Here is a 20,923-nt window from a genome sequence, read left to right as displayed (position 1 = left end):
CCATACACATGAAGCTGTTCAAGAGCTTGTCTTTTGAACAGCTTTTTATTCATCGGACCCACCCTCAGGCAGGTACTGCGCGTGTCCAAGATGATGGTCTTCACGGGGAACGCCAACCCCGATCTGGCCCGGCGTGTCGTACGTCAGCTGCATATCCCCCTCGGTGATGCCTACGTCGGAAAATTCTCCGACGGCGAGATCAGCGTCGAGATCAACGAGAACGTTCGCGGCAAGGACGTCTTTCTGATCCAACCGACCTGCGCTCCGACCAACGACAACCTGATGGAACTGGTGGTAATGGCCGATGCCTTCCGCCGCTCCTCGGCGACGCGTATCACTGCAGTGGTCCCCTATTTCGGTTATGCCCGTCAGGATCGCCGCCCACGCTCGGCCCGAGTGCCGATCAGCGCCAAGGTCGTAGCCGACATGCTCGATGTCGTCGGCGTCAACCGCGTCCTGACTGTCGACCTGCACGCTGACCAGATCCAGGGCTTCTTCGACATGCCGGTCGACAACATCTACGGCTCGCCGGTACTGGTCGACGACATCCAGGCTCAGCGTTTCGAGAACCTGATGATCGTCTCCCCCGATATCGGTGGTGTGGTTCGCGCCCGTGCCGTGGCCAAGTCCCTCGGCGTCGATCTGGCGATCATCGACAAGCGTCGCCCGAAGGCCAACCAGTCCGAAGTGATGCACATCATCGGTGACATCGAAGGCCGTACCTGCATCCTGGTCGACGACATGGTCGACACCGCCGGTACCCTGTGCCACGCCGCCAAGGCGCTGAAGGACCATGGCGCTGCCAAGGTCTACGCCTACTGCACACACCCAATCCTGTCCGGCCGCGCCATCGAGAACATCGAAGGATCCGTGCTTGACGAGCTGGTGGTGACCAACACCATCCCGCTGTCGGCCGCTGCGCAGTCGTGCAGCCGAATTCGCCAACTGGACATCGCGCCAGTGGTGGCTGAAGCGGTCCGCCGCATCAGCAATGCTGAATCGATCAGCGCGATGTTCCGCTAAGCGCAAGCTACGGAATCCGCGCCGACCGAAATGTGCCCCGCTTCGCGCGGGGCTTTTTGCCCAACAGCCCGAGCGCTGGTCGCAAGCGCGACGGGTAATGTTGTTACTGGAGAAACGAAATGACCGATTTCACCCTGAATGCCCAAGTGCGTTCCGACCTGGGGAAAGGTGCGAGCCGCCGCCTGCGTCGTAACGCCAGCCTGGTTCCTGCCGTCATCTACGGTGGTGACAAGGCCCCGCAGTCCATCAGCATCCTGGCCAAAGAGCTGGCCAAGCTGCTGGACAACGAAGCATCGTTCAGCAGCGTGCTGACCCTGAACGTCGACGGTTCCAAGGAATCCGTACTGATCAAGGCCCTGCAGCGCCACCCGGCCAAGAGCTTCGTCCTGCACGCCGACTTCGTTCGCGTTGTCGCCGGCCAGAAAGTGACCGCCCACGTTCCCCTGCACTTCATCAACCAGGAAAGCTCGGTTGGCGTGAAGCAACAGGGTGGCGAGGTTCTGCACAACCTGAACGAAGTCGAAGTGTCCTGCCTGCCGCAGAACCTGCCTGAGTTCATCGAAGTCGACCTGGCGAACGTCGAAGTCGGCCAAGTCGTACACATGACCGACCTCAAGCTGCCGAAAGGTGTCGAGCTGGTTTCCCTGGCCCACGGCAGTGATCTGCCGGTTGCCAACATCCACGCTCCGCGCGTAAGCAAGGAAGAAGGCGCTGCCGAGTAATCACTCGCGCTAGCCTGAGGAAGGGCCCCCGACGTGACTGCCGTCAAACTGATCGTCGGCCTGGGAAATCCAGGCCCCGAATACGACCAGACCCGGCATAACGCGGGGGCTCTTTTCGTTGAGCGTCTGGCTGCCCGCGAAGGCGTCCACCTCGCCAGCGATCGCAAGTACTTCGGCCTGGTCGGCAAGTTCAGCCATCAGGGCGAAGACGTCCGCCTGCTGATCCCCACTACCTACATGAACCGCAGCGGTCAGGCAGTGGCGGCATTGGCCGGTTTTTTCCGAATTCCCCCCGAGTCCATCCTGGTAGCCCACGATGAACTCGACATGCCTCCTGGCGTCGCCAAGCTCAAACAGGGCGGCGGTCATGGCGGGCACAACGGGCTGCGCGACATCATCGCCAAGCTCGGCAATCAGAACGGCTTTCATCGCCTGCGTCTGGGTATCGGCCACCCGGGTCACGCCAGTCTGGTAAGTGGCTATGTACTGGGTCGTGCGCCGCAGACTGAACGCGAGAAGCTCGACGCCAGCATCGACTTCGCGCTGGGCGTTGTGCCGGAAATCCTGGCCGGCGACTGGACCCGGGCCATGCAGCGCCTGCACAGCCAGAAGGCCTGAACCTAACTCCGAGGCAAGATCACCATGGGATTCAACTGCGGCATCGTCGGTCTGCCCAACGTCGGCAAGTCCACCCTGTTCAACGCCCTGACCAAATCCGGCATCGCGGCGGAGAACTTCCCGTTCTGCACCATCGAGCCGAACAGCGGTATCGTGCCGATGCCCGATCCGCGTCTCGATGCACTGGCGGAGATCGTCAAGCCCGAGCGCGTGTTGCCAACCACCATGGAGTTCGTCGATATCGCCGGTCTGGTCGCCGGTGCCTCCAAGGGTGAAGGCCTGGGCAACAAGTTCCTCGCCAACATTCGCGAGACCGACGCCATCGCTCACGTGGTGCGCTGCTTCGAGGACGAGAACGTCATCCACGTCTCCAACTCGGTCGATCCCAAGCGCGATATCGAGATCATTGATCTTGAACTGATCTTTGCCGACCTCGACAGCTGCGAAAAGCAGCTGCAGAAGGTCGCGCGCAACGCCAAGGGTGGTGACAAGGAAGCCCTGGCGCAGAAGGCGCTGCTGGAAAAACTGATTCCCCACTTCACTGAAGGCAAGCCGGCGCGCTCCCTGCTGAAGAACCTCGGCGATGAGGAGAAGCGTCTGGTACGCGGCTTCCACCTGCTGACCAGCAAGCCGGTGATGTACATCGCCAACGTTGCCGAAGACGGCTTCGAGAACAATCCGCACCTCGACGTGGTGAGAGCCATTGCCGAGGAAGAAGGCGCCATCGTCGTCCCGGTCTGTAACAAGATCGAGGCGGAAATCGCCGAGCTGGACGACGGTGAAGAGAAGGACATGTTCCTCGAGGCGCTGGGCCTGGAAGAACCGGGTCTGAACCGCGTTATCCGTGCCGGCTACCAGCTGCTGGACCTGCAGACCTATTTCACCGCCGGTGTGAAGGAAGTGCGCGCCTGGACCGTCAAGATCGGCGCCACTGCCCCGCAGGCCGCGGCGGTGATCCACACCGATTTCGAGAAAGGCTTCATCCGCGCCGAAGTCATCGCCTACGACGACTTCATCCAGTACCGCGGCGAAGCCGGGGCCAAGGAAGCCGGCAAATGGCGCCTGGAAGGCAAGGACTACATCGTCAAGGACGGTGACGTGATGCACTTCCGCTTCAACGTCTGAGTCCGTCCACGCTCAGCCAAAAGGCCCCGACTCGTCGGGGCCTTTTGGCTGAGCGTGGACCTCGAAAAGAGGGAGTTCACAGCGGCCCCGGATCGGGTATCGGTGCAGGCGGCGGGGCGACCTTCTCCAGCTGTTCAAGCGTCTCTTCCGACAGTTCGCCCGACTCCTCCAGCTCGGCTTCGCTTTCGGCATCGTCCAGATCATTGAGCGGTGATTCGTCGGCCAGCCACGGATAGTCGGTGCACGATCGCATAGCGAATTCAGCGCTAGGCATGAGCGAGCCCTCCAGTAGTGTCTGGCAGGTTAGGCACGCTTGAGCGTCCATCGTTCGGTCTTGAACAGTGCTGCCCGGTCCGTGCGGAATGCCCTGCGCTATCGCCGCGGCTGATCCACCTTGGCGCGCAGACCGCTGTCGGCAATGCGCGGCCGCTCGGGCTCGACGCAAGCAAGCGGCTCGCAGGCCAGCAGGCTGTGCCGGCAGCGTTGCGCCAGCTGTTGGTACTCGCGGGTGGTCGCCTGTTTCCAGGCGACCTCCTCATCGCTCAGCGCGCGCTTCACCGCCGCCGGCGTCCCCATCACCAGCATCTGCTCCAGACAGCTGAAGCCGGCCTTGACGAATGCCGCGGCCGAAACGATGCAGCGCGCAGCCACCACCGCGCGATCCATCACCACGGCGTTCATGCCGATCAGCGCATCGCCACCAATCCGGCAACCATGCAGGATCGCCCCGTGGCCGATGTGACCATTGCGCTCGACCACCGTATCGCTCTGTGGAAAACCATGCATCACGCAGGTGTCCTGCAGATTGGCGCCCTCCTCGAGGAGGATGCGACCGAAATCGCCGCGCAAACTCGCCAGCGGTCCGACATAACAACCCGGCCCGACGATCACGTCGCCGATCAGCACCGCAGTCGGGTGAACGAAGGCGCTCGGGTGCACCACCGGCGTCAGACCTTCCAGGCTATAGCAGGGCATTGCCGTCTCCTTCGTTCACTTGAAATTGCGCTTCACCAGCCGCTCCAGCCAGCCAACGATGCCGGAGCGGAACAGCAGCACGCAGAGCACGAAGATCACCCCGACAATGACGTGCACCCACTCGCCCAATGGTCCGTTGGACAGCGAGCTCTGCAGCGTCACCACCACCGTGGCGCCCACCAGCGGGCCGAGGATGGTGCCGACGCCGCCGAGCAAGGTCATCAGAATGACTTCGCCGGACATGTGCCAGTGCGCGTCGGTCAGCGAGGCCAGCTGGAACACCACGGTCTTGGTCGCGCCAGCCAGGCCGGCAAGCGCCGCGGAGATGACGAACGCCAGCAGCTTGTGCCGACCGACGTTGTAGCCGAGCGAGACGGCGCGCGGCTCGTTCTCGCGGATCGCCTTGAGCACCTGGCCGTACGGGGAATGAATGGTGCGCTGGATGATGGCGAAGCCAAGCACGAATACCGCCAGCACGAAGTAGTACATGGCCAGGTTGTTCTGCATGTCGACCAGGCCGAACAGATGCCCGCGCGGCACGCCCTGCAGGCCGTTCTCACCGCCGGTGAACGGCGCCTGGACGAAGACGAAGAACACCAGCTGCGCCAGTGCCAGGGTGATCATCGCGAAGTAGATGCCCTGCCTGCGGATCGCCAGCATGCCGAACAGCGCGCCGAGCGCCGTCGAAGCCAGGGTGCCGGCGAGGATGCCGAGCTCGGTGCTGAGCCCGCTGAAACTGCTCAGCATGTAGCCGGTGATAGGGCGCTGGCGGTGTTGACAGTCATCCAAGGGCACGGTTACGTTAACGTAAAGGTAACTGACTGACAACCCACTCGATTGGTCGCAAATCAGAGAACCAAAAACCGTCGAGCACAGCGCGTAAGCTGTCCACTCAGCACCCGAACGAACCTACAGAAACAGAACAATTACAAGACAAGCAGGTGGCCCCATGAACTACTCCAGCCTCAACTTCGCCCTCGGTGAAACCATCGACATGCTGCGCGAGCAGGTCCAGGCCTTCGTCGCCGCCGAGCTGGCGCCGCGCGCCGAGGCCATCGACCGGGACAACCTGTTCCCGGCCGACATGTGGAAGAAATTCGGGGAGATGGGTCTGCTCGGCGTGACCGTCTCCGAGGAATACGGCGGCGCCGGCCTCGGCTATCTGGCCCACGTGGTGGCGATGGAAGAGATCAGCCGCGGCTCGGCCTCGGTCGCCCTCTCTTACGGCGCCCACTCGAACCTGTGCGTCAATCAGATCAACCGCAACGGCACCCCCGAGCAGAAGGCCCGCTACCTGCCCAAGCTGATCAGCGGCGAACACGTCGGGGCGCTGGCCATGAGCGAGCCGAATGCCGGGTCCGACGTGGTCTCCATGAAGCTGCGCGCCGAGAAGCGCGGCGACCGCTACGTGCTCAACGGCAGCAAGACCTGGATCACCAACGGCCCGGACGCCAACACCTACGTGATCTACGCCAAGACCGACCTGGACAAGGGCGCGCACGGCATCACCGCGTTCATCGTCGAGCGCGACTGGAAGGGTTTTTCCCGCGGCAACAAGTTCGACAAGCTCGGCATGCGTGGCTCCAACACCTGCGAGCTGTTCTTCGATGACGTCGAGGTGCCGGAAGAGAACGTGCTGGGCGCCGAGAACGGCGGCGTCAAGGTGCTGATGAGTGGCCTGGACTACGAACGCGTGGTGCTGGCCGGCGGCCCGACCGGGATCATGCAGTCCTGCCTTGATGTGGTGGTGCCCTACATCCACGACCGCAAGCAGTTCGGCCAGAGCATCGGCGAATTCCAGTTCATCCAGGGCAAGGTGGCAGACATGTACACCCAACTCAACGCCAGCCGTGCCTATCTGTACGCCGTCGCCCAGGCCTGCGACCGCGGCGAAACCACCCGCAAGGACGCCGCCGGGGTGATCCTCTATACCGCCGAAAATGCCACGCAGATGGCCCTGCAGGCGATCCAGATCCTCGGCGGCAACGGCTACATCAACGAATTCCCCACCGGCCGCCTGCTGCGCGACGCCAAGCTCTACGAGATCGGCGCCGGCACCAGCGAGATCCGCCGCATGCTGATCGGCCGCGAGCTGTTCAACGAGACCAGGTGAGCTGCGGGCGGAACAACGCCCAGCCTCGTAGGGTGGAAAACCGCTAAGGGTTTTCCACCGCAGTCGGTGGATGGCAGCGCCATCCATGAAGGAATCGAACGGAGCCAACCATGGCCATCCTGCACACCCAGATCAATACCCGTTCGCCGGAGTTCGCCGCCAACAGCGCGACGATGCTCGAACAGGTGAACAACCTGCGTGCCCTGCTCGGTCGCGTCAGCGAAGGCGGCGGCGCCACCGCCCAGCAGCGCCACGTCTCGCGCGGCAAGCTCTTGGTGCGCGAGCGCATCGACACCCTGCTCGACGCCGGCTCGGCCTTCCTCGAACTCGCCCCACTGGCCGCCCATGAGGTCTATGGCGAAGACGTCGCCGCTGCCGGTGTAGTCGCTGGGATCGGCCGTGTCGAAGGCATCGAGTGCATGATCATCGCCAACGACGCCACCGTGAAGGGCGGCACCTACTACCCGCTGACGGTGAAAAAGCACCTGCGCGCGCAGACCGTCGCCCGCGAGAACCGCCTGCCATGCATCTACCTGGTGGACTCCGGCGGCGCCAACCTGCCGCGTCAGGACGAGGTGTTCCCGGACCGCGAGCACTTCGGCCGGATCTTCTTCAACCAGGCCAATATGAGCGCCATGGGCATCCCGCAGATCGCCGTGGTCATGGGCTCCTGCACCGCCGGCGGCGCCTATGTGCCGGCGATGGCCGACGAAACCATCATGGTGCGCAACCAGGCGACCATCTTTCTCGCCGGCCCGCCGCTGGTGAAGGCCGCCACCGGTGAGGTGGTGACTGCCGAGGAGCTGGGCGGCGCCGACGTGCACTGCAAGACCAGCGGCGTTGCCGACCACTACGCCGAGAACGACGAGCACGCGCTTTCCATCGCCCGCCGCTGCGTGGCCAACCTCAACTGGCGCAAGCTCGGCCAGCTGCAAACCCGCGAACCGCGAGCACCGCTGTATGCCGCCGACGAGCTGTACGGCGTGATTCCGGCGCAGGCCAAGCAACCCTACGACGTACGCGAAGTGATCGCACGGCTGGTGGACGGCAGCGAGTTCGATGAATTCAAGGCGCTGTTCGGCACCACCCTAGTCTGCGGTTTCGCCCACTTGCACGGCTACCCGATCGCCATCCTCGCCAACAACGGCATCCTCTTCGCCGAGGCGGCGCAGAAAGGCGCGCACTTCATCGAACTGGCCTGCCAGCGCGGCATCCCGCTGCTGTTCCTGCAGAACATCACCGGCTTCATGGTCGGGCAGAAATACGAGGCCGGCGGCATCGCCAAGCACGGCGCCAAGCTGGTCACCGCGGTGGCCTGCGCCCAGGTGCCGAAGTTCACCGTGCTCATCGGTGGCAGCTTCGGTGCCGGCAACTACGGCATGTGCGGCCGCGCCTACGATCCGCGTTTCCTGTGGATGTGGCCTAACGCACGCATCGCCGTGATGGGCGGCGAACAGGCCGCCGGGGTGCTGGCGCAGGTCAAGCAGGAGCAAAGCGAACGCGCCGGCAAGAGTCTCGGCGACGACGAGGTAGCCGCGATCAAGCAGCCGATCCTCGAGCAGTACGAGCGCCAGGGCCATCCGTACTACTCCAGCGCCCGGCTGTGGGACGACGGTGTGATCGACCCGGCGCAGACCCGCGAGGTGCTGGGACTGGCGTTGTCCGCCGCGCTGAATGCGCCGATCGAGCCGACCCGCTTCGGCGTGTTCCGCATGTAATCCGAGCCGTCGGCAGCCAAGCGCGCCGGCGACTGCAGCCCCATCGAGGATGCCGAGATGACCGATTTCCAGACCATCGAACTGAACAAAGACGCGCGCGGCGTTGCCACCCTCTGGCTCAACCGCGCGGACAAGAACAACGCCTTCGACGCCCGGGTGATCGGCGAACTGAACGCGGCGCTGGCCCAGGTGCAGGACGATGCCAGCATCCGCTTCCTGATCCTGCGCGGGCGCGGCAAGCACTTCTCCGCCGGCGCCGATCTGGGCTGGATGCGCGAGTCGGCCAAACTCGACTACCAGGCCAATCTCGCTGATGCCCATGAGTTGGGCGAGCTGATGCAACGCCTCTACCAGCTGCCGCAGCCGACCCTGGCCGTGGTGCAGGGCGCGGCCTTCGGCGGCGCGCTGGGGCTGATCGCCTGCTGCGACATCGCCATCGGCGCCAGCGACGCACTGTTCTGCCTGTCGGAAGTCCGCATCGGCCTGGCGCCGGCGGTGATCAGCCCGTACGTGGTCAAGGCCATCGGCGAGCGCGCCGCCCGCCGCTACGCGCTGACCGCCGAACGCTTCGACGGCCAGCGCGCCCGCGAACTGGGCCTGCTCGCCGAAACCTATCCGGCCAGTGAACTGGACGCCGCGCTCGAGCAATGGGTCGACAACCTGCTGCTCAACAGCCCGCAGGCGCTCAAGGCCTGCAAAGAGCTATTACTGGAGGTGGGCGACGGCGATTTCGACGCCGACCTGCGCCAGACGACCGAACAGGCCATCGCCCGCCTGCGCACCAGCCCGGAAGGTCAGGAAGGCCTGAGTGCCTTCCTGGAAAAACGCACGCCGGCCTGGCAGGAGAACAAGTGATGAATCGTCCTATCGATACCCTGCTGGTGGCCAACCGCGGCGAGATCGCCTGCCGCGTGATGCGCACCGCCAAGGCCATGGGCCTGACCACCGTTGCCGTGCACAGCGCCATCGACGCCACGGCGCGCCATGCCCGCGAAGCCGATATCCGCATCGACCTGGGCGGCGCCAAGCCGGCCGACAGCTACCTGCGCATCGACAAGCTGATCGAGGCGGCCAAGGCCAGCGGTGCCCAGGCGATCCACCCGGGCTACGGCTTTCTCTCGGAGAACGCCGAGTTCGCCCGCGCCATTGAAAAGGCCGGGCTGATCTTCCTCGGCCCGCCCGCCTCGGCCATCGACGCCATGGGCAGCAAGTCCGCCGCCAAGGCGCTGATGGAAGAAGCCGGCGTGCCGCTGGTGCCGGGCTATCACGGCGAAGCGCAGGACGTGGAAACGTTCCGCGCTGCCGCGGAAAAGATCGGTTATCCGGTGCTGCTCAAGGCCACCGCCGGGGGCGGCGGCAAGGGCATGAAGGTGGTCGAGCGCGAGGCGGATCTCGCCGAGGCGCTGGCGTCCGCGCAACGTGAAGCAAAATCGTCATTCGGCGACTCGCGCATGCTGGTGGAAAAGTACGTATTGAAGCCGCGCCATGTGGAGATCCAGGTCTTCGCCGACCAGCACGGCAACTGCCTGTACCTCAACGAGCGTGACTGCTCGATCCAGCGTCGCCACCAGAAGGTGGTCGAGGAAGCCCCAGCCCCCGGTCTTTCCCCCGAGCTGCGCCGCGCCATGGGTGAAGCGGCGGTGAAGGCCGCGCAGGCCATCGGCTACGTTGGTGCCGGCACGGTGGAGTTTCTGCTCGACGCCCGTGGCGAATTCTTCTTCATGGAAATGAATACCCGCCTGCAGGTCGAGCACCCGGTCACCGAGGCCATCACCGGACTCGATCTGGTTGCCTGGCAGATTCGCGTCGCCCGCGGCGAGCCGCTGCCGATTCGTCAGGAACAGGTGCCGCTGATCGGCCACGCCATCGAGGTGCGGCTGTACGCCGAAGACCCGGACAACGATTTCCTCCCCGCCACCGGCACCCTCGATCTCTACCGTGAAGCAGCGGATGGCCCGGGCCGTCGCGTCGACAGCGGCGTCGCCGAGGGCGATACCGTGTCGCCGTTCTACGATCCCATGCTTGGCAAGCTGATCGCCTGGGGCGAGAACCGCGAGGAAGCGCGCCTCCGTCTGCTGGCCATGCTCGACCAAACCGCGGTCGGCGGCGTGCGCACCAACCTCGCGTTCCTGCACCGCGTCGTCGGCCACCGCGCGTTTGCCGAGGCCGAGCTGGATACCGGCTTTATTCCGCGTCACGAAAGCGAATTGCTGCGTCCGGCTGGCGAGCTATCCGATGCGTTTTGGCAGCAGGCTGCGGAGTGCTTCGTGCAGACCGAACCGACCAAGGTACGCGGCGACGATGCCCATTCGCCGTGGTCCAAGCGCAGCGGGCTGCGTTTCGGCATGCCGGCGCAGATCAGCCTGCATCTGCAGTGCAATGGCGAAAGCCGCCGGTTGAAGGTCGACCCGGCAGCACCGCAGCAGAACGTCCGTACGCCCAGGGCAATTCGCCAGGGCGATGCGCTGTATCTGCAGTGGAACGGCGAATGGCTGGCCGTGCGCGCCTTCGACCCCATCGCCGAAGCCGAGGCCAGCCACCAGCATCACGGCGGTCTGACCGCACCGATGAACGGCAGCATCGTTCGTGTACTGGTCGAGGCCGGTCAGCATGTCGAAGCCGGCACCGCGCTGATCGTGCTGGAAGCGATGAAGATGGAACACAGCATCCGCAGTGCCCAGGCAGGCGTGGTCAAGAGCCTGTTCTGCAGCGAAGGCGAGATGGTCAGTGAAGGCGCGGTGCTGCTGGAGATGGAAGAGGCCTGAAGGATGCACAAGGCGGACAAGGCTTCGCCGTTGTCCACCCTACGCATGAACGCAAGGCCATAGGGTGGAAAACGCCGCAGGCTTTTCCACCGACACCAGGCACCGGCCCCGTCCGGATGCCGGATGCCGGATGCCGGATGCCGGATGACAGAAATAAACCGGTGAGCGCGCCAATCGCGCTCACCCCAGGAGGACATATGAGCCTGCCCAAACAGGTCCGGCTGGTGGAAGTCGGCCCGCGCGACGGTCTGCAGAACGAGCAGCAGCCGATCAGCGTGACGGACAAGGTGCGCCTGGTGAACGACCTGAGCGCCGCCGGCCTCAGCTACATCGAAGTCGGCAGCTTCGTCTCGCCCAAGTGGGTGCCGCAGATGGCGGGCTCCGCCGAAGTCTTCGCGCAGATCCAGCGCAAGGCCGGGGTCACTTACGCGGCACTGACGCCGAACATGAAGGGCCTGGAGGCGGCCATCGAGGCCGGCGTGAAGGAAGTCGCGGTGTTCGGTGCGGCCTCCGAAGCCTTCTCGCAGAAGAACATCAACTGCTCCATCGCCGAGAGCCTGGCGCGCTTCGCCCCGCTGATGGAGGCTGCTCGCGAGCACGACATCCGTGTGCGTGGCTACGTTTCCTGCGTGCTCGGCTGCCCTTACGAGGGTGAGGTGGCACCAGCCAAGGTCGCCGAAGTTGCCCGCGAGCTGTACGCCATGGGCTGCTACGAGGTATCGCTGGGCGACACCATCGGCACCGGCACACCGGGCAAGACCCGCACGCTGTTCGATACCGTGGCCCGCGAAGTGCCGCGCGAACGGTTGGCCGGGCATTTCCACGACACCTACGGCCAGGCGCTGGCGAATATCTATGCGAGCCTCTTGGAAGGCATCGCGGTGTTCGACAGCTCGGTGGCCGGCCTCGGCGGTTGCCCCTATGCCAAAGGCGCCAGCGGCAATGTCGCCAGCGAGGATGTGCTGTACATGTTCAGCGGACTGGACATAGCCACCGGCATCGACCTCGATTCGTTGATCGGCGCCGGCCAGCGCATCAGCCAGCTGCTGGGGCGTGCCAATGGTTCGCGGGTCGCCCGCGCCAGGCAGGCCGGTTAGCGGCACCGATTTTGCTAAACCCTATTGTTGGGCGGCCATCTATCGGACCACCCGGCACAGACAGAACAACAAGTAGAGGTAATTCATGAACAAGATTTACCCCAGCGCCGCCCACGCCCTGGAAGGCCTGGTCGAGGACGGCATGACCATCGCCGTCGGCGGCTTCGGCCTGTGCGGCATCCCCGAGCAGCTGATCGCCGCCCTGCGCGATAGCGGCAAGAAGGACCTGACTGCCATCAGCAACAACGCCGGCGTCGACGGCTTCGGTCTCGGCCTGCTGCTGGAGACGCGGCAGATCAGCAAGATGGTTTCCTCCTACGTGGGTGAGAACAAGGAGTTCGAGCGCCAATATCTGGCTGGCGAGCTGGCCCTGGAATTCACCCCGCAGGGCACCCTGGCGGAGAAGCTGCGTGCCGGCGGCGCGGGTATCCCGGCGTTCTACACCAAGACCGGCTACGGCACGCTGGTGGCCGAAGGCAAGGAAACCCGCCAGTTCAACGGCGAGTGGTACGTGATGGAAGAATCACTGACCGCGGACCTGGCCCTGGTCAAGGCATGGAAGGCCGACAAGGCCGGCAACCTGCTGTTTCGCAAGACCGCGCGCAACTTCAACCCGCTGGCAGCGATGGCCGGCGAGGTCTGCGTCGTCGAGGTGGAAGAGATCGTCGAGACCGGCGAGCTGGACCCGGACCAGATTCACCTGCCGGGTATCTACGTGCATCGCATCGTGCACAACCCGAACCCGGAAAAACGCATCGAAAAACGCACGGTGAGGAGCTGAGACCATGGCCTGGACACGTGAACAGATGGCGCAGCGCGCCGCCCAGGAGCTGCAGGACGGCTTCTACGTCAACCTCGGTATCGGCCTGCCGACCCTGGTCGCCAACTACATCCCCGAGGGCATGGACGTCTGGCTGCAGAGCGAGAACGGCCTGCTCGGCATCGGCCCCTTCCCGACCGAGGAAGAGATCGATCCGGACCTGATCAACGCCGGCAAGCAGACCGTCACCGCCCTGCCCGGCTCGAGCTTCTTCGACAACGCGCAGAGCTTCGCGATGATCCGCGGCGGTCACATCAACCTGGCCATTCTCGGCGCCATGCAGGTGTCGGAGAAGGGCGACCTGGCCAACTGGATGATCCCCGGCAAGATGGTCAAGGGCATGGGCGGCGCGATGGATCTGGTGGCCGGCGTCAAGCGCGTCGTGGTGCTGATGGAGCACACCGCCAAGGGCGGCGCGCACAAGATCCTGCCGGCCTGCGACCTGCCACTGACGGGTCTCGGCGTGGTCGACCGGATCATCACCGACCTCGGCGTACTGGACGTCACCGAGCAGGGCCTGAAGCTGGTCGAACTGGCCGAAGGCGTCAGCTTCGATGAGCTGCAAGAGGCTACCGGCAGCCCGATCCAGCGCTGAAGCCAGCGTGCGGGAAGAACGCCGGAGCATCCCTTGCCCGCCGCGTCTTCCCGCCTGCCCCGAACGCCCTGAGCCGGCGGCGCGCCAGCACTGGCCAGTCACCCAGGCGCCCGTATACTGCGGCATCGACCGGTCTGCCAGCGCGCTGACCAACGGCTTGCCCCCTGTCGTTCGAGGGCACCCTTTCCCGGAGCCAGGCCGCGAGCCTGGTCCTCGCGTTACGCCCCGGCGTAGCGCCTTTTTATTCGGAGTCCGTCATGCAAGACGTCGTCATCGTAGCTGCAACCCGCACCGCCATCGGCAGTTTCCAGGGCTCGCTGGCCAATGTGCCGGCGGTCGAACTGGGCGCCACCGTGATCCGCGCGCTGCTGGAAAAGACCGGCATCGACCCGGCCCAGGTCGATGAAGTCATCCTCGGCCATGTGCTCACCGCCGGCGCCGGGCAGAACACCGCGCGCCAGGCCTCGATCAAGGCCGGCCTGCCCCACGCCGTACCGGCCATGACGCTGAACAAGGTCTGCGGCTCGGGCCTCAAGGCCGTGCATCTGGCCGTGCAGGCGATCCGCTGCGGCGATGCCGAAGTGGTCATCGCCGGCGGCATGGAGAACATGAGCCTGGCGCCCTACGTTCTGCCCGGCGCACGCACCGGCCTGCGCATGGGCCACGCGCAGATCGTCGATACCATGATCACCGACGGCCTGTGGGATGCCTTCAATGACTACCACATGGGCATCACTGCGGAGAACCTGGCCGACAAGTACGGCATCGACCGCGCCCAGCAGGACGCCTTCGCCGCGCAGTCGCAGCAACGTGCCGCGGCGGCCATCGAAAGCGGCCGCTTCGATGCCGAGATCACCCCGGTCATGATTCCCCAGCGCAAGGGCGACCCGCTTGCCTTCGCCCGTGACGAGCAGCCGCGCGCCGGCACCACGGCCGAATCCCTCGGCGGCCTGCGTGCAGCCTTCAAGAAGGACGGCTGCGTCACCGCCGGCAACGCCTCGACCCTGAACGACGGCGCCGCCGCAGTGGTGCTGATGAGCGCCAGCAAGGCCGAAGCCCTGGGCCTGCCGGTGCTGGCCAAGATCGCCGGTTACGCCAACGCCGGCGTCGACCCGGCGATCATGGGTATCGGTCCGGTCACCGCAACCCGCCGCTGCCTGGAAAAGGCCGGCTGGACGCTGGCCGAGCTGGACCTGATCGAAGCCAACGAAGCCTTCGCCGTGCAGGCGCTGTCGGTGGGTAAGGAATTGGGCTGGGATGCCGATAAGGTCAACGTGAACGGCGGCGCCATCGCCCTCGGCCACCCGATCGGCGCCTCGGGCTGCCGTATCCTGGTGACCCTGCTGCACGAGATGCAGCGCCGCGATGTTCGCAAGGGCCTGGCAACACTGTGCATCGGTGGTGGCCAGGGAGTAGCCTTGGCAGTCGAACGCCCCTGAGCGCACCGTCGCGGCAGGGCATGCTGGCAGACACGCGCCCGGATCACCGGGCGTGACAGAGGATGATCGGAAGGAATCATGGCTAAACAGACCTACAGCATTTCCGACCTGGCCAACGAGCTGGACATCACCACCCGCGCCATCCGTTTCTATGAAGAACAGGGCATGCTCACGCCGACCCGCCGCGGCCAGGAGCGCATCTATTCGCCCAAGGATCGCGTCGCGCTGAAGCTGATCCTGCGCGGCAAGCGCATCGGCTTTTCGCTGGCCGAATGCAAGACGCTGATCGAGCTCTACGACCCCAAGGCCGGCAACCAGAAGCAGCTGAACATCATGCTGCAGATGATCGCCGAGCGGCGCCAGCAGCTGGAGCAGCAACTGCTCGACATCCAGCAAATGCAGCTGGAGCTGGACACCGCCGAGGAGCGCTGCCGCAGCGCCCTGGAAAGCACCCTGGCCAAGCAAGCCGCCAGCTGATCGCACGCGGCCGCCCCTTCGCCGCCGGCTATCAGCAGCTCAACGGCGACACCGGCTTCGCCTACATCGCCGGTAGCGACAACTCGCTGGTCAACCTGTGCAGATCAAGGATCTTCGGCAACGAGGACGAACGCCCCTGGCAGGCCCGCTACGACTACGACTTCGCCGCCATGGGCATCCCCGGCCGGAGCCTGACGACCCGCCACCTCTCCGACGACATCATCCTCGACCGCAGTTCGGGCGCTAGCGAAGGCAAGACCTGGGATCGCAACACCAACGTCGCCTACGTGCTCCAGAGCAGCCTGCTGAAGAACCTTGGCCTGCGCCTGCGCAACACCACCCGCAGTAACTTCGGCAACGACCTGAACGACAACCGCTTCATCGTCAGCTACAGCCTGCCGCTCCCTTTATGGACAACGAAAAATTCAGGCAACAAAAAAGGCGATTAGCTCTCGCTAATCGCCTTTATGTGTCTGGTGGCTACACCGGGACTTGAACCTGGGACATCAGCATTATGAATCGCTTGTTCCGCGCCTGACTGCCCCAGAAAGCCCCACAGAATGCAGCTTTCAATCCGTCTTCGGCCTCGCTAACCCAGAGTGATGCAGAGAAAGCTTGCCATGTAGTCACAGCTTAGATGGGTACAACAGCACGTCCACGAGCTACGCAAACCCCATTCTTTACCGCGTAGCATTCCACGAAGTGATCGCCATCAAAGTTTGAGCGCTCTGTAATCTGCCTAGCCCCACTATCAACTACAATTTTCCCCCTTTGCATTTTCCTTGCAATTGCTTCAGGGCCGGTATTTCTAACCTTCCAGTAGATTTTAAAAGGCGGCTCGACATCGATTTCAGAGATATAAAATGTCAACTTCTTCTCTTTGGGCAACCTATAGTCAATGACGCGTGACATCAACGCCCTCAAACTCTCCCCAACACTCTCTACTGAATAATCCACCCGCAACGTATATTGAATATCTAGAGAGAACTTGTCATTTATAAACTCTTCCTGATATCCCTGCTGGCGCTCTTCTTCATTTTCCAGGTCGGGGAAGTGGACGCCAAAAACCGTTTTCCACTTCTCATGCGCTAGAGTTTCATCCTCTAACGCTTCCGAGCACCTGCGTAAGGCCTTCTTAGCTTTTGCGTGGAAATTCCCACTTTTATAGACCCTTGATCTGCTTCCAGGTGCCGACCAGTATTCTTGCTCTTCGTCTTGTTCAACCAAGAACGCAAAAAAATCCCTAACGAGACTCTTATAGTCTTTGTATGTTGCCTCGTCATAATCATTCGTTTGTTCAAAAAAATTATGACACAACGTATCGATCAACATCCCTTTAATTGCTACGCCATGGTCGTTTTTCCAAGCCCTAACCATCTTGCATAGTCGTTTCAGATTACTATTGGTAGATTTATGCAGGTCGTCTATTTTTTCAATTTCCGCAATTGGATTGCACGCCCTCCAATTTCCACCATCGTTTGCGTCAGGATACGTGAAGCTCCCATCGTCGTTCTCGAACGCAGGTAGAACCTCTACAATATATGTACCAAAATCAACTGAAACAACTTGCTGCTGTGCCCGCACAGTCTTATTAGGATATAAATCGGCCAACTCCTTCCTAATCTCACCAAGCAACGCAGACTGCTTATTGTTTGAATACTTATTGAACCTTTCGTAGACATCCCATGGCAGAACAAAAGCCATGTCTAAGTCACTTACACCATCAACGGCGGTCCTTCTCCCATAGGATCCTACCTGCCTGCAATGTGAAGTATCAGACTCCGAGTCGTAGTATTTCCCATTGAGCTTCTTAGTGATCTTTCTGTAGCTTGCACTTATCTCGTCAGCATTTTTGACTGAGAGATTTGAACGAAATTCACTAAATAGACCGGCGCTCATAACAGACACCCCGCATTCACATACTTATATGCAGCCAATCCAACGAGCGCCATCAACAAAAAAACATATGCAGACAGGGGTATTTTGTCTCGATAAAAATTAAACGGCCTACTCTCTTCTATCCAGTCTATCTGCTGTTCCCAGAAGAATTTTTTATGAGCTAGCCACCCTGCGGAAAAGATATGCTTACTCATGCAAAGCGCATGAATTTCACTAGACAACCTGTCATATTCAGCCTCTGCTTCAATCAAGCCATCAGGGTTAGCGACCTTTACTTTGGCATAAAGCTTCTTTAACGCATCATAGACCAATGTCAGTTTTCGGCCGGCCTCAAAATACTCACCCTTCTTTTCATTATAAAAACTTATATACAGGGTCGTTATACCTATCGCAACAATCGAGGCAGACATTGTGTTTGTCTGGAAAGCCGGGACCACTAGTGCAAATATGCCAATTACTGTAGTTATTAATCCTATCCAGCCTGGAGTTTTCTCAACAATATCAAAAGTGGAGAAATGCAGCTTTGCGCAATATCCAGCATCATAACCGCGTTCAGCGATCATTTTTAACAATGTGGCTTTTTCCATACTCACATCCATTATGGCTGTAGGTTCATAGCGTTCATTTTCTATCATCGCTTCGTAAAGCTTTCGCCATAGAAGCTAGAGGTCTTTTTCTACGTCCGCCCTTACCATTCCCTAACTCTTAGCCCTTCAATGCACTCCTTCACGTCATCATCAATGATGTTTCCAGGCTTGATGCATTCCTTCATGGTGCGCCGAACTCCGCGATTTGCTTCGCGTTCACGTTGGTCTCGGGCTTTGAGGTTGGCGCGGGCAGCGTCGCCCAGCATTCCCTTTGAACCAGCGAAGAATTCGTCAGTCCAGCGAGAAACTGCCTTGCCATAGGCTTCGGCAGCAGGCCGCATTGCATCACCGACTTGGGTGGCAATGGGTTTGGATTCTTCAGCGAGAATGGGGCTTGCGACGAGCGCCAGTGCCAGCAAAATCCGTTTCATTGGTCTTCTCCATTCCTTCGGGCGTACCAGCGCCTAGCTACTTCCTGTGTGATCGCTATCCCGCGTTTGGATTGGCCAAGTTTCGGTTGGCCTCGTCGTAGTCGGGGCTCGTCTGGCCATTGTCTGGTAGCACTTCGCCAGTAAGCAACCACCACCTATAGCTAGGGAAGACCCTGGCGAGGATTTCTATCTCGTCCGCACCAACCCGCGCTCGTCCTCGCTTGATGTTCACCCATCGCGGGTAGTCCGTCTCACCGGCTTTCGAAAGCTCAACCAAGCTCGCGGCATTGATTAATTGAAGCGCTCTATCAGTAAGGGTGCCGCTCATTCTTATTACTCATGACGTGCCCTATGTACAAATACAGAAGGCAAGATTACGATGTTGTACATAGGGCAAATTCATAGGGTTTGCCGTAAGCAATGAGGCATAAGGTACAGCTATGGAACAGTCTGGTGTAGTGGGGTTAACCATCGAAGGCCAAGCCGAACGGATCGTCAGCTTCCGGGAAGCACCGTTCTGCACGCAGCTCGTGCTGGCTGAAATGATGGGCGTCGAGCAGATCACCGAAGACGTCGTGCGCGGCTGGGTGGAAACCTACACCCTCCCGACCGTGAAGATTGGCCGCCGCCGCGTCATCAACCTGCACCGCATCCGCCGCGACATCGAGCGGGGCAAGTCGGTGTTCTGCCAGGGTGATTACGCCGATGAATGAGGCCATCGACCATGAGCGCCTACAACCGGCTTCCCCATGGACCGGACTGCGACTGCTCTGTCTGCTGGTCCGGACGCGAAGTGGCGAACCCCGCTCCCTCCCCGTCCACACGCTGCGCCCAATGCCGCCCCGCCTCTGCGCGACCGATTCGCACGCTGCAAATGGGCCGCGTCGGTGGAACCTGGAAGCCTCTGCTCTCGGAGTGGACAGTGGAACCGGCCTATATCTGCGAGAAGCATACGCCACCCGACCGCCCCGCGAAGTGGTGGAGCGTTGCCTACCAAGACTCAACATCGGCGCCGAGCGAGTTGTTTCCGTTCTAGGAGGTGGCGCGTGACCTGCCCAGGGGCTCAGACCCGTCAGCGTTATCTGGAGCGCATGCAGCAAGTGGAGGTCGGCGCCCGGCTTGAACGAAAGGGGCGCACTTGGGAAGTCGTACACCGGCGCCGCACTGAAACTGGTGTGGTGCTTCAGCTGCGTCATGGGCGCCGTGAGTTTCGCGTTTATGTGCCCGTTACGCTCCACGGTCCGGAGTTATGGCACAGCGGTTTCCGTTCTGCAGCACTGCCGCCGGTTCAGCGCGAGATGTTTGGCAGAGGTGCCGCATGACTGTCTCTATGAGTATCGGTCGTTATCTGCTCGCCCTGCTCTGGCATTGGGCGCCCCCGGCAGTCATCGGGTTCGCTATCGGCTCCGCGCTGGCAACCATGCAGATCGTCAAGGTGCTGGAGTCGGTCGACGAACAGTGGCACGCGGCAGCGACTCAACTGGTAGAGCAATGCACGACCCAAGACCAAGCCGCCCCCGCCAATGCCGAACAGGTCCAGGGCCGCGCTCCCGGCTCGTCGGATCACGCTTCACCGATCCGGCGAACGGAAGCACGGGCGGAGCGCACCCTTGACCCTGCACGAACAGAAACAGCCTCCGCTCGTGAGTGCGGGAGAGCTTTTCCTCCCGCGCTCCCGAGCCCTCGGCGGCAAGAGCGGGATGACAAGGGCAGAGCCCTTGGTGTTAACCAACTAGAGAACACGCACAACGCGACGTTTTAACCGGTAGGCCAAGTAACAGATCACCTCGGCGAACTTGCGAGTTCACCGGCTCGGGGTCGCTCGGCCTGCAGAAAGCAAAGCCGCGCAATAAAGCGCAACTAGAGAGAGGAAACACAAGATGGCACGTTCGACTATGGAAGTTGCATTTCTCGGCACTCAGAAACTCGCCTTCAGCCAAAACGGCAGCGAAGTAAAGATCGTCAAAGTCTTCTATGGCGATGAGCCGGACGGCCAGACCGAAAACGGCCTGTCCATCGTCAGCATGGATGTTCCCCTGGAAGTGGCCGACGAAGTGTTCGCCTCCGGTGCCAACTTCGAACCGCTGGAAACCGTCCGCATTCACTTCGAGATCGCCCGAGCCGGCAAACAGAAGGGCAACAATCTCTGCCTGCATCTGGAATCGGTGAAGCCCGCCACCCAGGCCACCAAGCCCACTCAGCAACCGACCCCAACCGCCAAGCCAGCCGGCACCCAGCCGGACCCGGCCAAGGCCAACTAACCGGGAGGGGCGGCCATGCTGATCGATGACCAGGTGTATTGCGACTGCTGCGGAAACGACATGGGCAAGCTCATGGCGCTGCCCGCGCCGCAAAGCGACCTGCTGCCCGACCTCAGCCTGCCGCCTCACTTCGCCGTCTGCCCCGACTGCGAACCCTCCGAACAAACCGCCGACCTCGAGCAGGCCGGCGAATGACTTACGCGCTCACCTGCGACGGCACCGTCTCGGTCGATGCAGGCGGGGCGCCCCTGTGTTCCG

Annotated in this window: 23 protein-coding genes and 1 pseudogene; 18 read left to right on the top strand and 6 right to left on the bottom strand. The window is 62.1% G+C overall.

Annotated elements, in window-relative coordinates; genetic code table 11:
- Positions 1–81: 81 nt before the first annotated feature.
- The 4 genes from N8H22_RS19650 (at position 82) to ychF (ending at position 3,488) form a co-directional block, all read left to right on the top strand.
- Positions 82–1,023, top strand: a complete 942-nt coding sequence (locus N8H22_RS19650) for a ribose-phosphate pyrophosphokinase (protein ID WP_037041197.1) — start codon at positions 82–84, stop codon at positions 1,021–1,023.
- Positions 1,024–1,142: 119 nt separating this feature from the next.
- Positions 1,143–1,745: a 50S ribosomal protein L25/general stress protein Ctc gene (locus tag N8H22_RS19645; protein WP_264592167.1), complete on the top strand. Its 603-nt coding sequence runs from the start codon at positions 1,143–1,145 to the stop codon at positions 1,743–1,745.
- A 33-nt stretch (positions 1,746–1,778) separates the two neighbouring features.
- Positions 1,779–2,363 (top strand): aminoacyl-tRNA hydrolase, encoded by a 585-nt coding sequence (pth, locus tag N8H22_RS19640; protein ID WP_264592166.1) that lies wholly within the window; start codon positions 1,779–1,781, stop codon positions 2,361–2,363.
- Positions 2,364–2,387: 24 nt separating this feature from the next.
- On the top strand, positions 2,388–3,488 hold the full coding sequence (gene ychF / locus N8H22_RS19635) for a redox-regulated ATPase YchF (protein WP_264592165.1): 1,101 nt from the start codon (positions 2,388–2,390) through the stop codon (positions 3,486–3,488).
- Between the two features lie 76 nt (positions 3,489–3,564).
- Here ychF and N8H22_RS19630 read toward each other — a convergent pair whose 3' ends face one another.
- The 3 genes from N8H22_RS19630 to N8H22_RS19620 form a co-directional block, all read right to left on the bottom strand.
- The gene (locus tag N8H22_RS19630; RefSeq protein ID WP_264592164.1) at positions 3,565–3,762 is read right to left on the bottom strand and encodes a hypothetical protein; all 198 of its coding nucleotides are present in this window, start codon (positions 3,760–3,762) and stop codon (positions 3,565–3,567) included.
- Positions 3,763–3,860: 98 nt separating this feature from the next.
- On the bottom strand, positions 3,861–4,463 hold the full coding sequence (paaY, locus tag N8H22_RS19625) for a phenylacetic acid degradation protein PaaY (RefSeq protein ID WP_264592163.1): 603 nt from the start codon (positions 4,461–4,463) through the stop codon (positions 3,861–3,863).
- Between the two features lie 15 nt (positions 4,464–4,478).
- A complete protein-coding gene (locus tag N8H22_RS19620) occupies positions 4,479–5,210 on the bottom strand; it encodes a branched-chain amino acid ABC transporter permease (RefSeq protein ID WP_264592188.1) in 732 nt (243 codons plus the stop codon).
- A gap of 202 nt (positions 5,211–5,412) precedes the next feature.
- On the opposite strand from N8H22_RS19620, the gene N8H22_RS19615 reads away from it, so the two are divergent.
- The 10 genes and pseudogenes from N8H22_RS19615 to N8H22_RS19570 all read left to right on the top strand — a co-directional run.
- Positions 5,413–6,576 carry an isovaleryl-CoA dehydrogenase gene (locus tag N8H22_RS19615; RefSeq protein WP_264592162.1) on the top strand — a complete coding sequence of 388 codons (1,164 nt, stop codon included), beginning with the start codon at positions 5,413–5,415 and terminating at the stop codon, positions 6,574–6,576.
- A 110-nt stretch (positions 6,577–6,686) separates the two neighbouring features.
- Positions 6,687–8,294 (top strand): carboxyl transferase domain-containing protein, encoded by a 1,608-nt coding sequence (locus tag N8H22_RS19610; protein WP_046621412.1) that lies wholly within the window; start codon positions 6,687–6,689, stop codon positions 8,292–8,294.
- A gap of 57 nt (positions 8,295–8,351) precedes the next feature.
- Entirely contained in the window at positions 8,352–9,149 is a 798-nt protein-coding gene (locus N8H22_RS19605) for a gamma-carboxygeranoyl-CoA hydratase (protein WP_264592161.1), read from the top strand.
- Positions 9,149–11,059 carry an acetyl/propionyl/methylcrotonyl-CoA carboxylase subunit alpha gene (locus tag N8H22_RS19600; RefSeq protein ID WP_264592160.1) on the top strand — a complete coding sequence of 637 codons (1,911 nt, stop codon included), beginning with the start codon at positions 9,149–9,151 and terminating at the stop codon, positions 11,057–11,059. The genes N8H22_RS19605 and N8H22_RS19600 overlap by 1 nt, the downstream gene beginning before the upstream one ends.
- Before the next feature lie 197 nt (positions 11,060–11,256).
- Entirely contained in the window at positions 11,257–12,156 is a 900-nt protein-coding gene (locus N8H22_RS19595; RefSeq protein ID WP_264592159.1) for a hydroxymethylglutaryl-CoA lyase, read from the top strand.
- A gap of 85 nt (positions 12,157–12,241) precedes the next feature.
- A complete protein-coding gene (locus tag N8H22_RS19590) occupies positions 12,242–12,937 on the top strand; it encodes a CoA transferase subunit A (protein WP_003294550.1) in 696 nt (231 codons plus the stop codon).
- A gap of 4 nt (positions 12,938–12,941) precedes the next feature.
- Positions 12,942–13,571, top strand: coding sequence for a CoA transferase subunit B (locus tag N8H22_RS19585; protein ID WP_003280093.1), 630 nt, complete (start codon positions 12,942–12,944; stop codon positions 13,569–13,571).
- Positions 13,572–13,828: 257 nt separating this feature from the next.
- Positions 13,829–15,010 (top strand): acetyl-CoA C-acetyltransferase, encoded by a 1,182-nt coding sequence (locus N8H22_RS19580; RefSeq protein ID WP_264592158.1) that lies wholly within the window; start codon positions 13,829–13,831, stop codon positions 15,008–15,010.
- Between the two features lie 78 nt (positions 15,011–15,088).
- The gene (locus N8H22_RS19575) at positions 15,089–15,487 is read left to right on the top strand and encodes a MerR family DNA-binding transcriptional regulator (RefSeq protein WP_014597531.1); all 399 of its coding nucleotides are present in this window, start codon (positions 15,089–15,091) and stop codon (positions 15,485–15,487) included.
- A gap of 17 nt (positions 15,488–15,504) precedes the next feature.
- Positions 15,505–15,936: pseudogene (locus N8H22_RS19570) on the top strand (OprD family outer membrane porin); the annotation flags it as partial.
- 184 nt (positions 15,937–16,120) lie between these two features.
- On the opposite strand, the gene N8H22_RS19565 reads toward N8H22_RS19570, so the two are convergent.
- The 3 genes from N8H22_RS19565 to N8H22_RS19555 form a co-directional block, all read right to left on the bottom strand.
- Entirely contained in the window at positions 16,121–17,386 is a 1,266-nt protein-coding gene (locus N8H22_RS19565) for a nucleotidyltransferase (protein WP_264592157.1), read from the bottom strand.
- On the bottom strand, positions 17,383–17,973 hold the full coding sequence (locus N8H22_RS19560) for an SLATT domain-containing protein (RefSeq protein ID WP_264592156.1): 591 nt from the start codon (positions 17,971–17,973) through the stop codon (positions 17,383–17,385). The genes N8H22_RS19565 and N8H22_RS19560 overlap by 4 nt, the downstream gene beginning before the upstream one ends.
- A 101-nt stretch (positions 17,974–18,074) precedes the next feature.
- Positions 18,075–18,404 carry a hypothetical protein gene (locus N8H22_RS19555; protein ID WP_264592155.1) on the bottom strand — a complete coding sequence of 110 codons (330 nt, stop codon included), beginning with the start codon at positions 18,402–18,404 and terminating at the stop codon, positions 18,075–18,077.
- A 440-nt stretch (positions 18,405–18,844) separates the two neighbouring features.
- Between N8H22_RS19555 and N8H22_RS19550 the strand changes: the two genes are divergently transcribed.
- The 4 genes from N8H22_RS19550 to N8H22_RS19535 all read left to right on the top strand — a co-directional run bounded on the left by N8H22_RS19550 (position 18,845) and on the right by N8H22_RS19535 (position 20,860).
- Positions 18,845–19,117, top strand: a complete 273-nt coding sequence (locus tag N8H22_RS19550; RefSeq protein ID WP_023445839.1) for a hypothetical protein — start codon at positions 18,845–18,847, stop codon at positions 19,115–19,117.
- A complete protein-coding gene (locus tag N8H22_RS19545) occupies positions 19,114–19,440 on the top strand; it encodes a DUF5447 family protein (protein ID WP_346658392.1) in 327 nt (108 codons plus the stop codon). Before N8H22_RS19550 ends, N8H22_RS19545 begins: the two co-directional genes overlap by 4 nt.
- A gap of 844 nt (positions 19,441–20,284) precedes the next feature.
- A complete protein-coding gene (locus N8H22_RS19540) occupies positions 20,285–20,665 on the top strand; it encodes a hypothetical protein (protein ID WP_023445840.1) in 381 nt (126 codons plus the stop codon).
- Positions 20,666–20,680: 15 nt separating this feature from the next.
- Positions 20,681–20,860 (top strand): hypothetical protein, encoded by a 180-nt coding sequence (locus N8H22_RS19535; RefSeq protein ID WP_264592153.1) that lies wholly within the window; start codon positions 20,681–20,683, stop codon positions 20,858–20,860.
- The last annotated feature ends 63 nt before the right edge of the window (positions 20,861–20,923 follow it).

The sequence above is a fragment of the Stutzerimonas sp. S1 genome, from assembly GCF_025966695.1.
Classification (GTDB): domain Bacteria; phylum Pseudomonadota; class Gammaproteobacteria; order Pseudomonadales; family Pseudomonadaceae; genus Stutzerimonas.
This window is presented reverse-complemented; position numbering and strand designations above follow the sequence as displayed.

Excerpts from the sequence above, each read along its gene's own strand:
- paaY (WP_264592163.1), bottom strand. The coding sequence starts at position 4,463 with ATGCCCTGCTATAGCCTGGAAGGTCTGACGCCGGTGGTGCACCCGAGC.
- N8H22_RS19630 (WP_264592164.1), bottom strand. The coding sequence starts at position 3,762 with ATGCCTAGCGCTGAATTCGCTATGCGATCGTGCACCGACTATCCGTGG.
- N8H22_RS19605 (WP_264592161.1), top strand. The coding sequence starts at position 8,352 with ATGACCGATTTCCAGACCATCGAACTGAACAAAGACGCGCGCGGCGTT.
- N8H22_RS19535 (WP_264592153.1), top strand. The coding sequence starts at position 20,681 with ATGCTGATCGATGACCAGGTGTATTGCGACTGCTGCGGAAACGACATG.
- N8H22_RS19645 (WP_264592167.1), top strand. The coding sequence starts at position 1,143 with ATGACCGATTTCACCCTGAATGCCCAAGTGCGTTCCGACCTGGGGAAA.
- ychF (WP_264592165.1), top strand. The coding sequence starts at position 2,388 with ATGGGATTCAACTGCGGCATCGTCGGTCTGCCCAACGTCGGCAAGTCC.
- N8H22_RS19590 (WP_003294550.1), top strand. The coding sequence starts at position 12,242 with ATGAACAAGATTTACCCCAGCGCCGCCCACGCCCTGGAAGGCCTGGTC.
- N8H22_RS19580 (WP_264592158.1), top strand. The coding sequence starts at position 13,829 with ATGCAAGACGTCGTCATCGTAGCTGCAACCCGCACCGCCATCGGCAGT.
- N8H22_RS19600 (WP_264592160.1), top strand. The coding sequence starts at position 9,149 with ATGAATCGTCCTATCGATACCCTGCTGGTGGCCAACCGCGGCGAGATC.
- N8H22_RS19610 (WP_046621412.1), top strand. The coding sequence starts at position 6,687 with ATGGCCATCCTGCACACCCAGATCAATACCCGTTCGCCGGAGTTCGCC.
- N8H22_RS19560 (WP_264592156.1), bottom strand. The coding sequence starts at position 17,973 with ATGGAAAAAGCCACATTGTTAAAAATGATCGCTGAACGCGGTTATGAT.
- N8H22_RS19585 (WP_003280093.1), top strand. The coding sequence starts at position 12,942 with ATGGCCTGGACACGTGAACAGATGGCGCAGCGCGCCGCCCAGGAGCTG.
- N8H22_RS19545 (WP_346658392.1), top strand. The coding sequence starts at position 19,114 with ATGAGGCCATCGACCATGAGCGCCTACAACCGGCTTCCCCATGGACCG.
- N8H22_RS19540 (WP_023445840.1), top strand. The coding sequence starts at position 20,285 with ATGGCACGTTCGACTATGGAAGTTGCATTTCTCGGCACTCAGAAACTC.
- N8H22_RS19555 (WP_264592155.1), bottom strand. The coding sequence starts at position 18,404 with ATGAAACGGATTTTGCTGGCACTGGCGCTCGTCGCAAGCCCCATTCTC.
- N8H22_RS19575 (WP_014597531.1), top strand. The coding sequence starts at position 15,089 with ATGGCTAAACAGACCTACAGCATTTCCGACCTGGCCAACGAGCTGGAC.
- N8H22_RS19550 (WP_023445839.1), top strand. The coding sequence starts at position 18,845 with ATGGAACAGTCTGGTGTAGTGGGGTTAACCATCGAAGGCCAAGCCGAA.
- N8H22_RS19565 (WP_264592157.1), bottom strand. The coding sequence starts at position 17,386 with ATGAGCGCCGGTCTATTTAGTGAATTTCGTTCAAATCTCTCAGTCAAA.
- N8H22_RS19620 (WP_264592188.1), bottom strand. The coding sequence starts at position 5,210 with ATGCTGAGCAGTTTCAGCGGGCTCAGCACCGAGCTCGGCATCCTCGCC.
- N8H22_RS19615 (WP_264592162.1), top strand. The coding sequence starts at position 5,413 with ATGAACTACTCCAGCCTCAACTTCGCCCTCGGTGAAACCATCGACATG.
- N8H22_RS19595 (WP_264592159.1), top strand. The coding sequence starts at position 11,257 with ATGAGCCTGCCCAAACAGGTCCGGCTGGTGGAAGTCGGCCCGCGCGAC.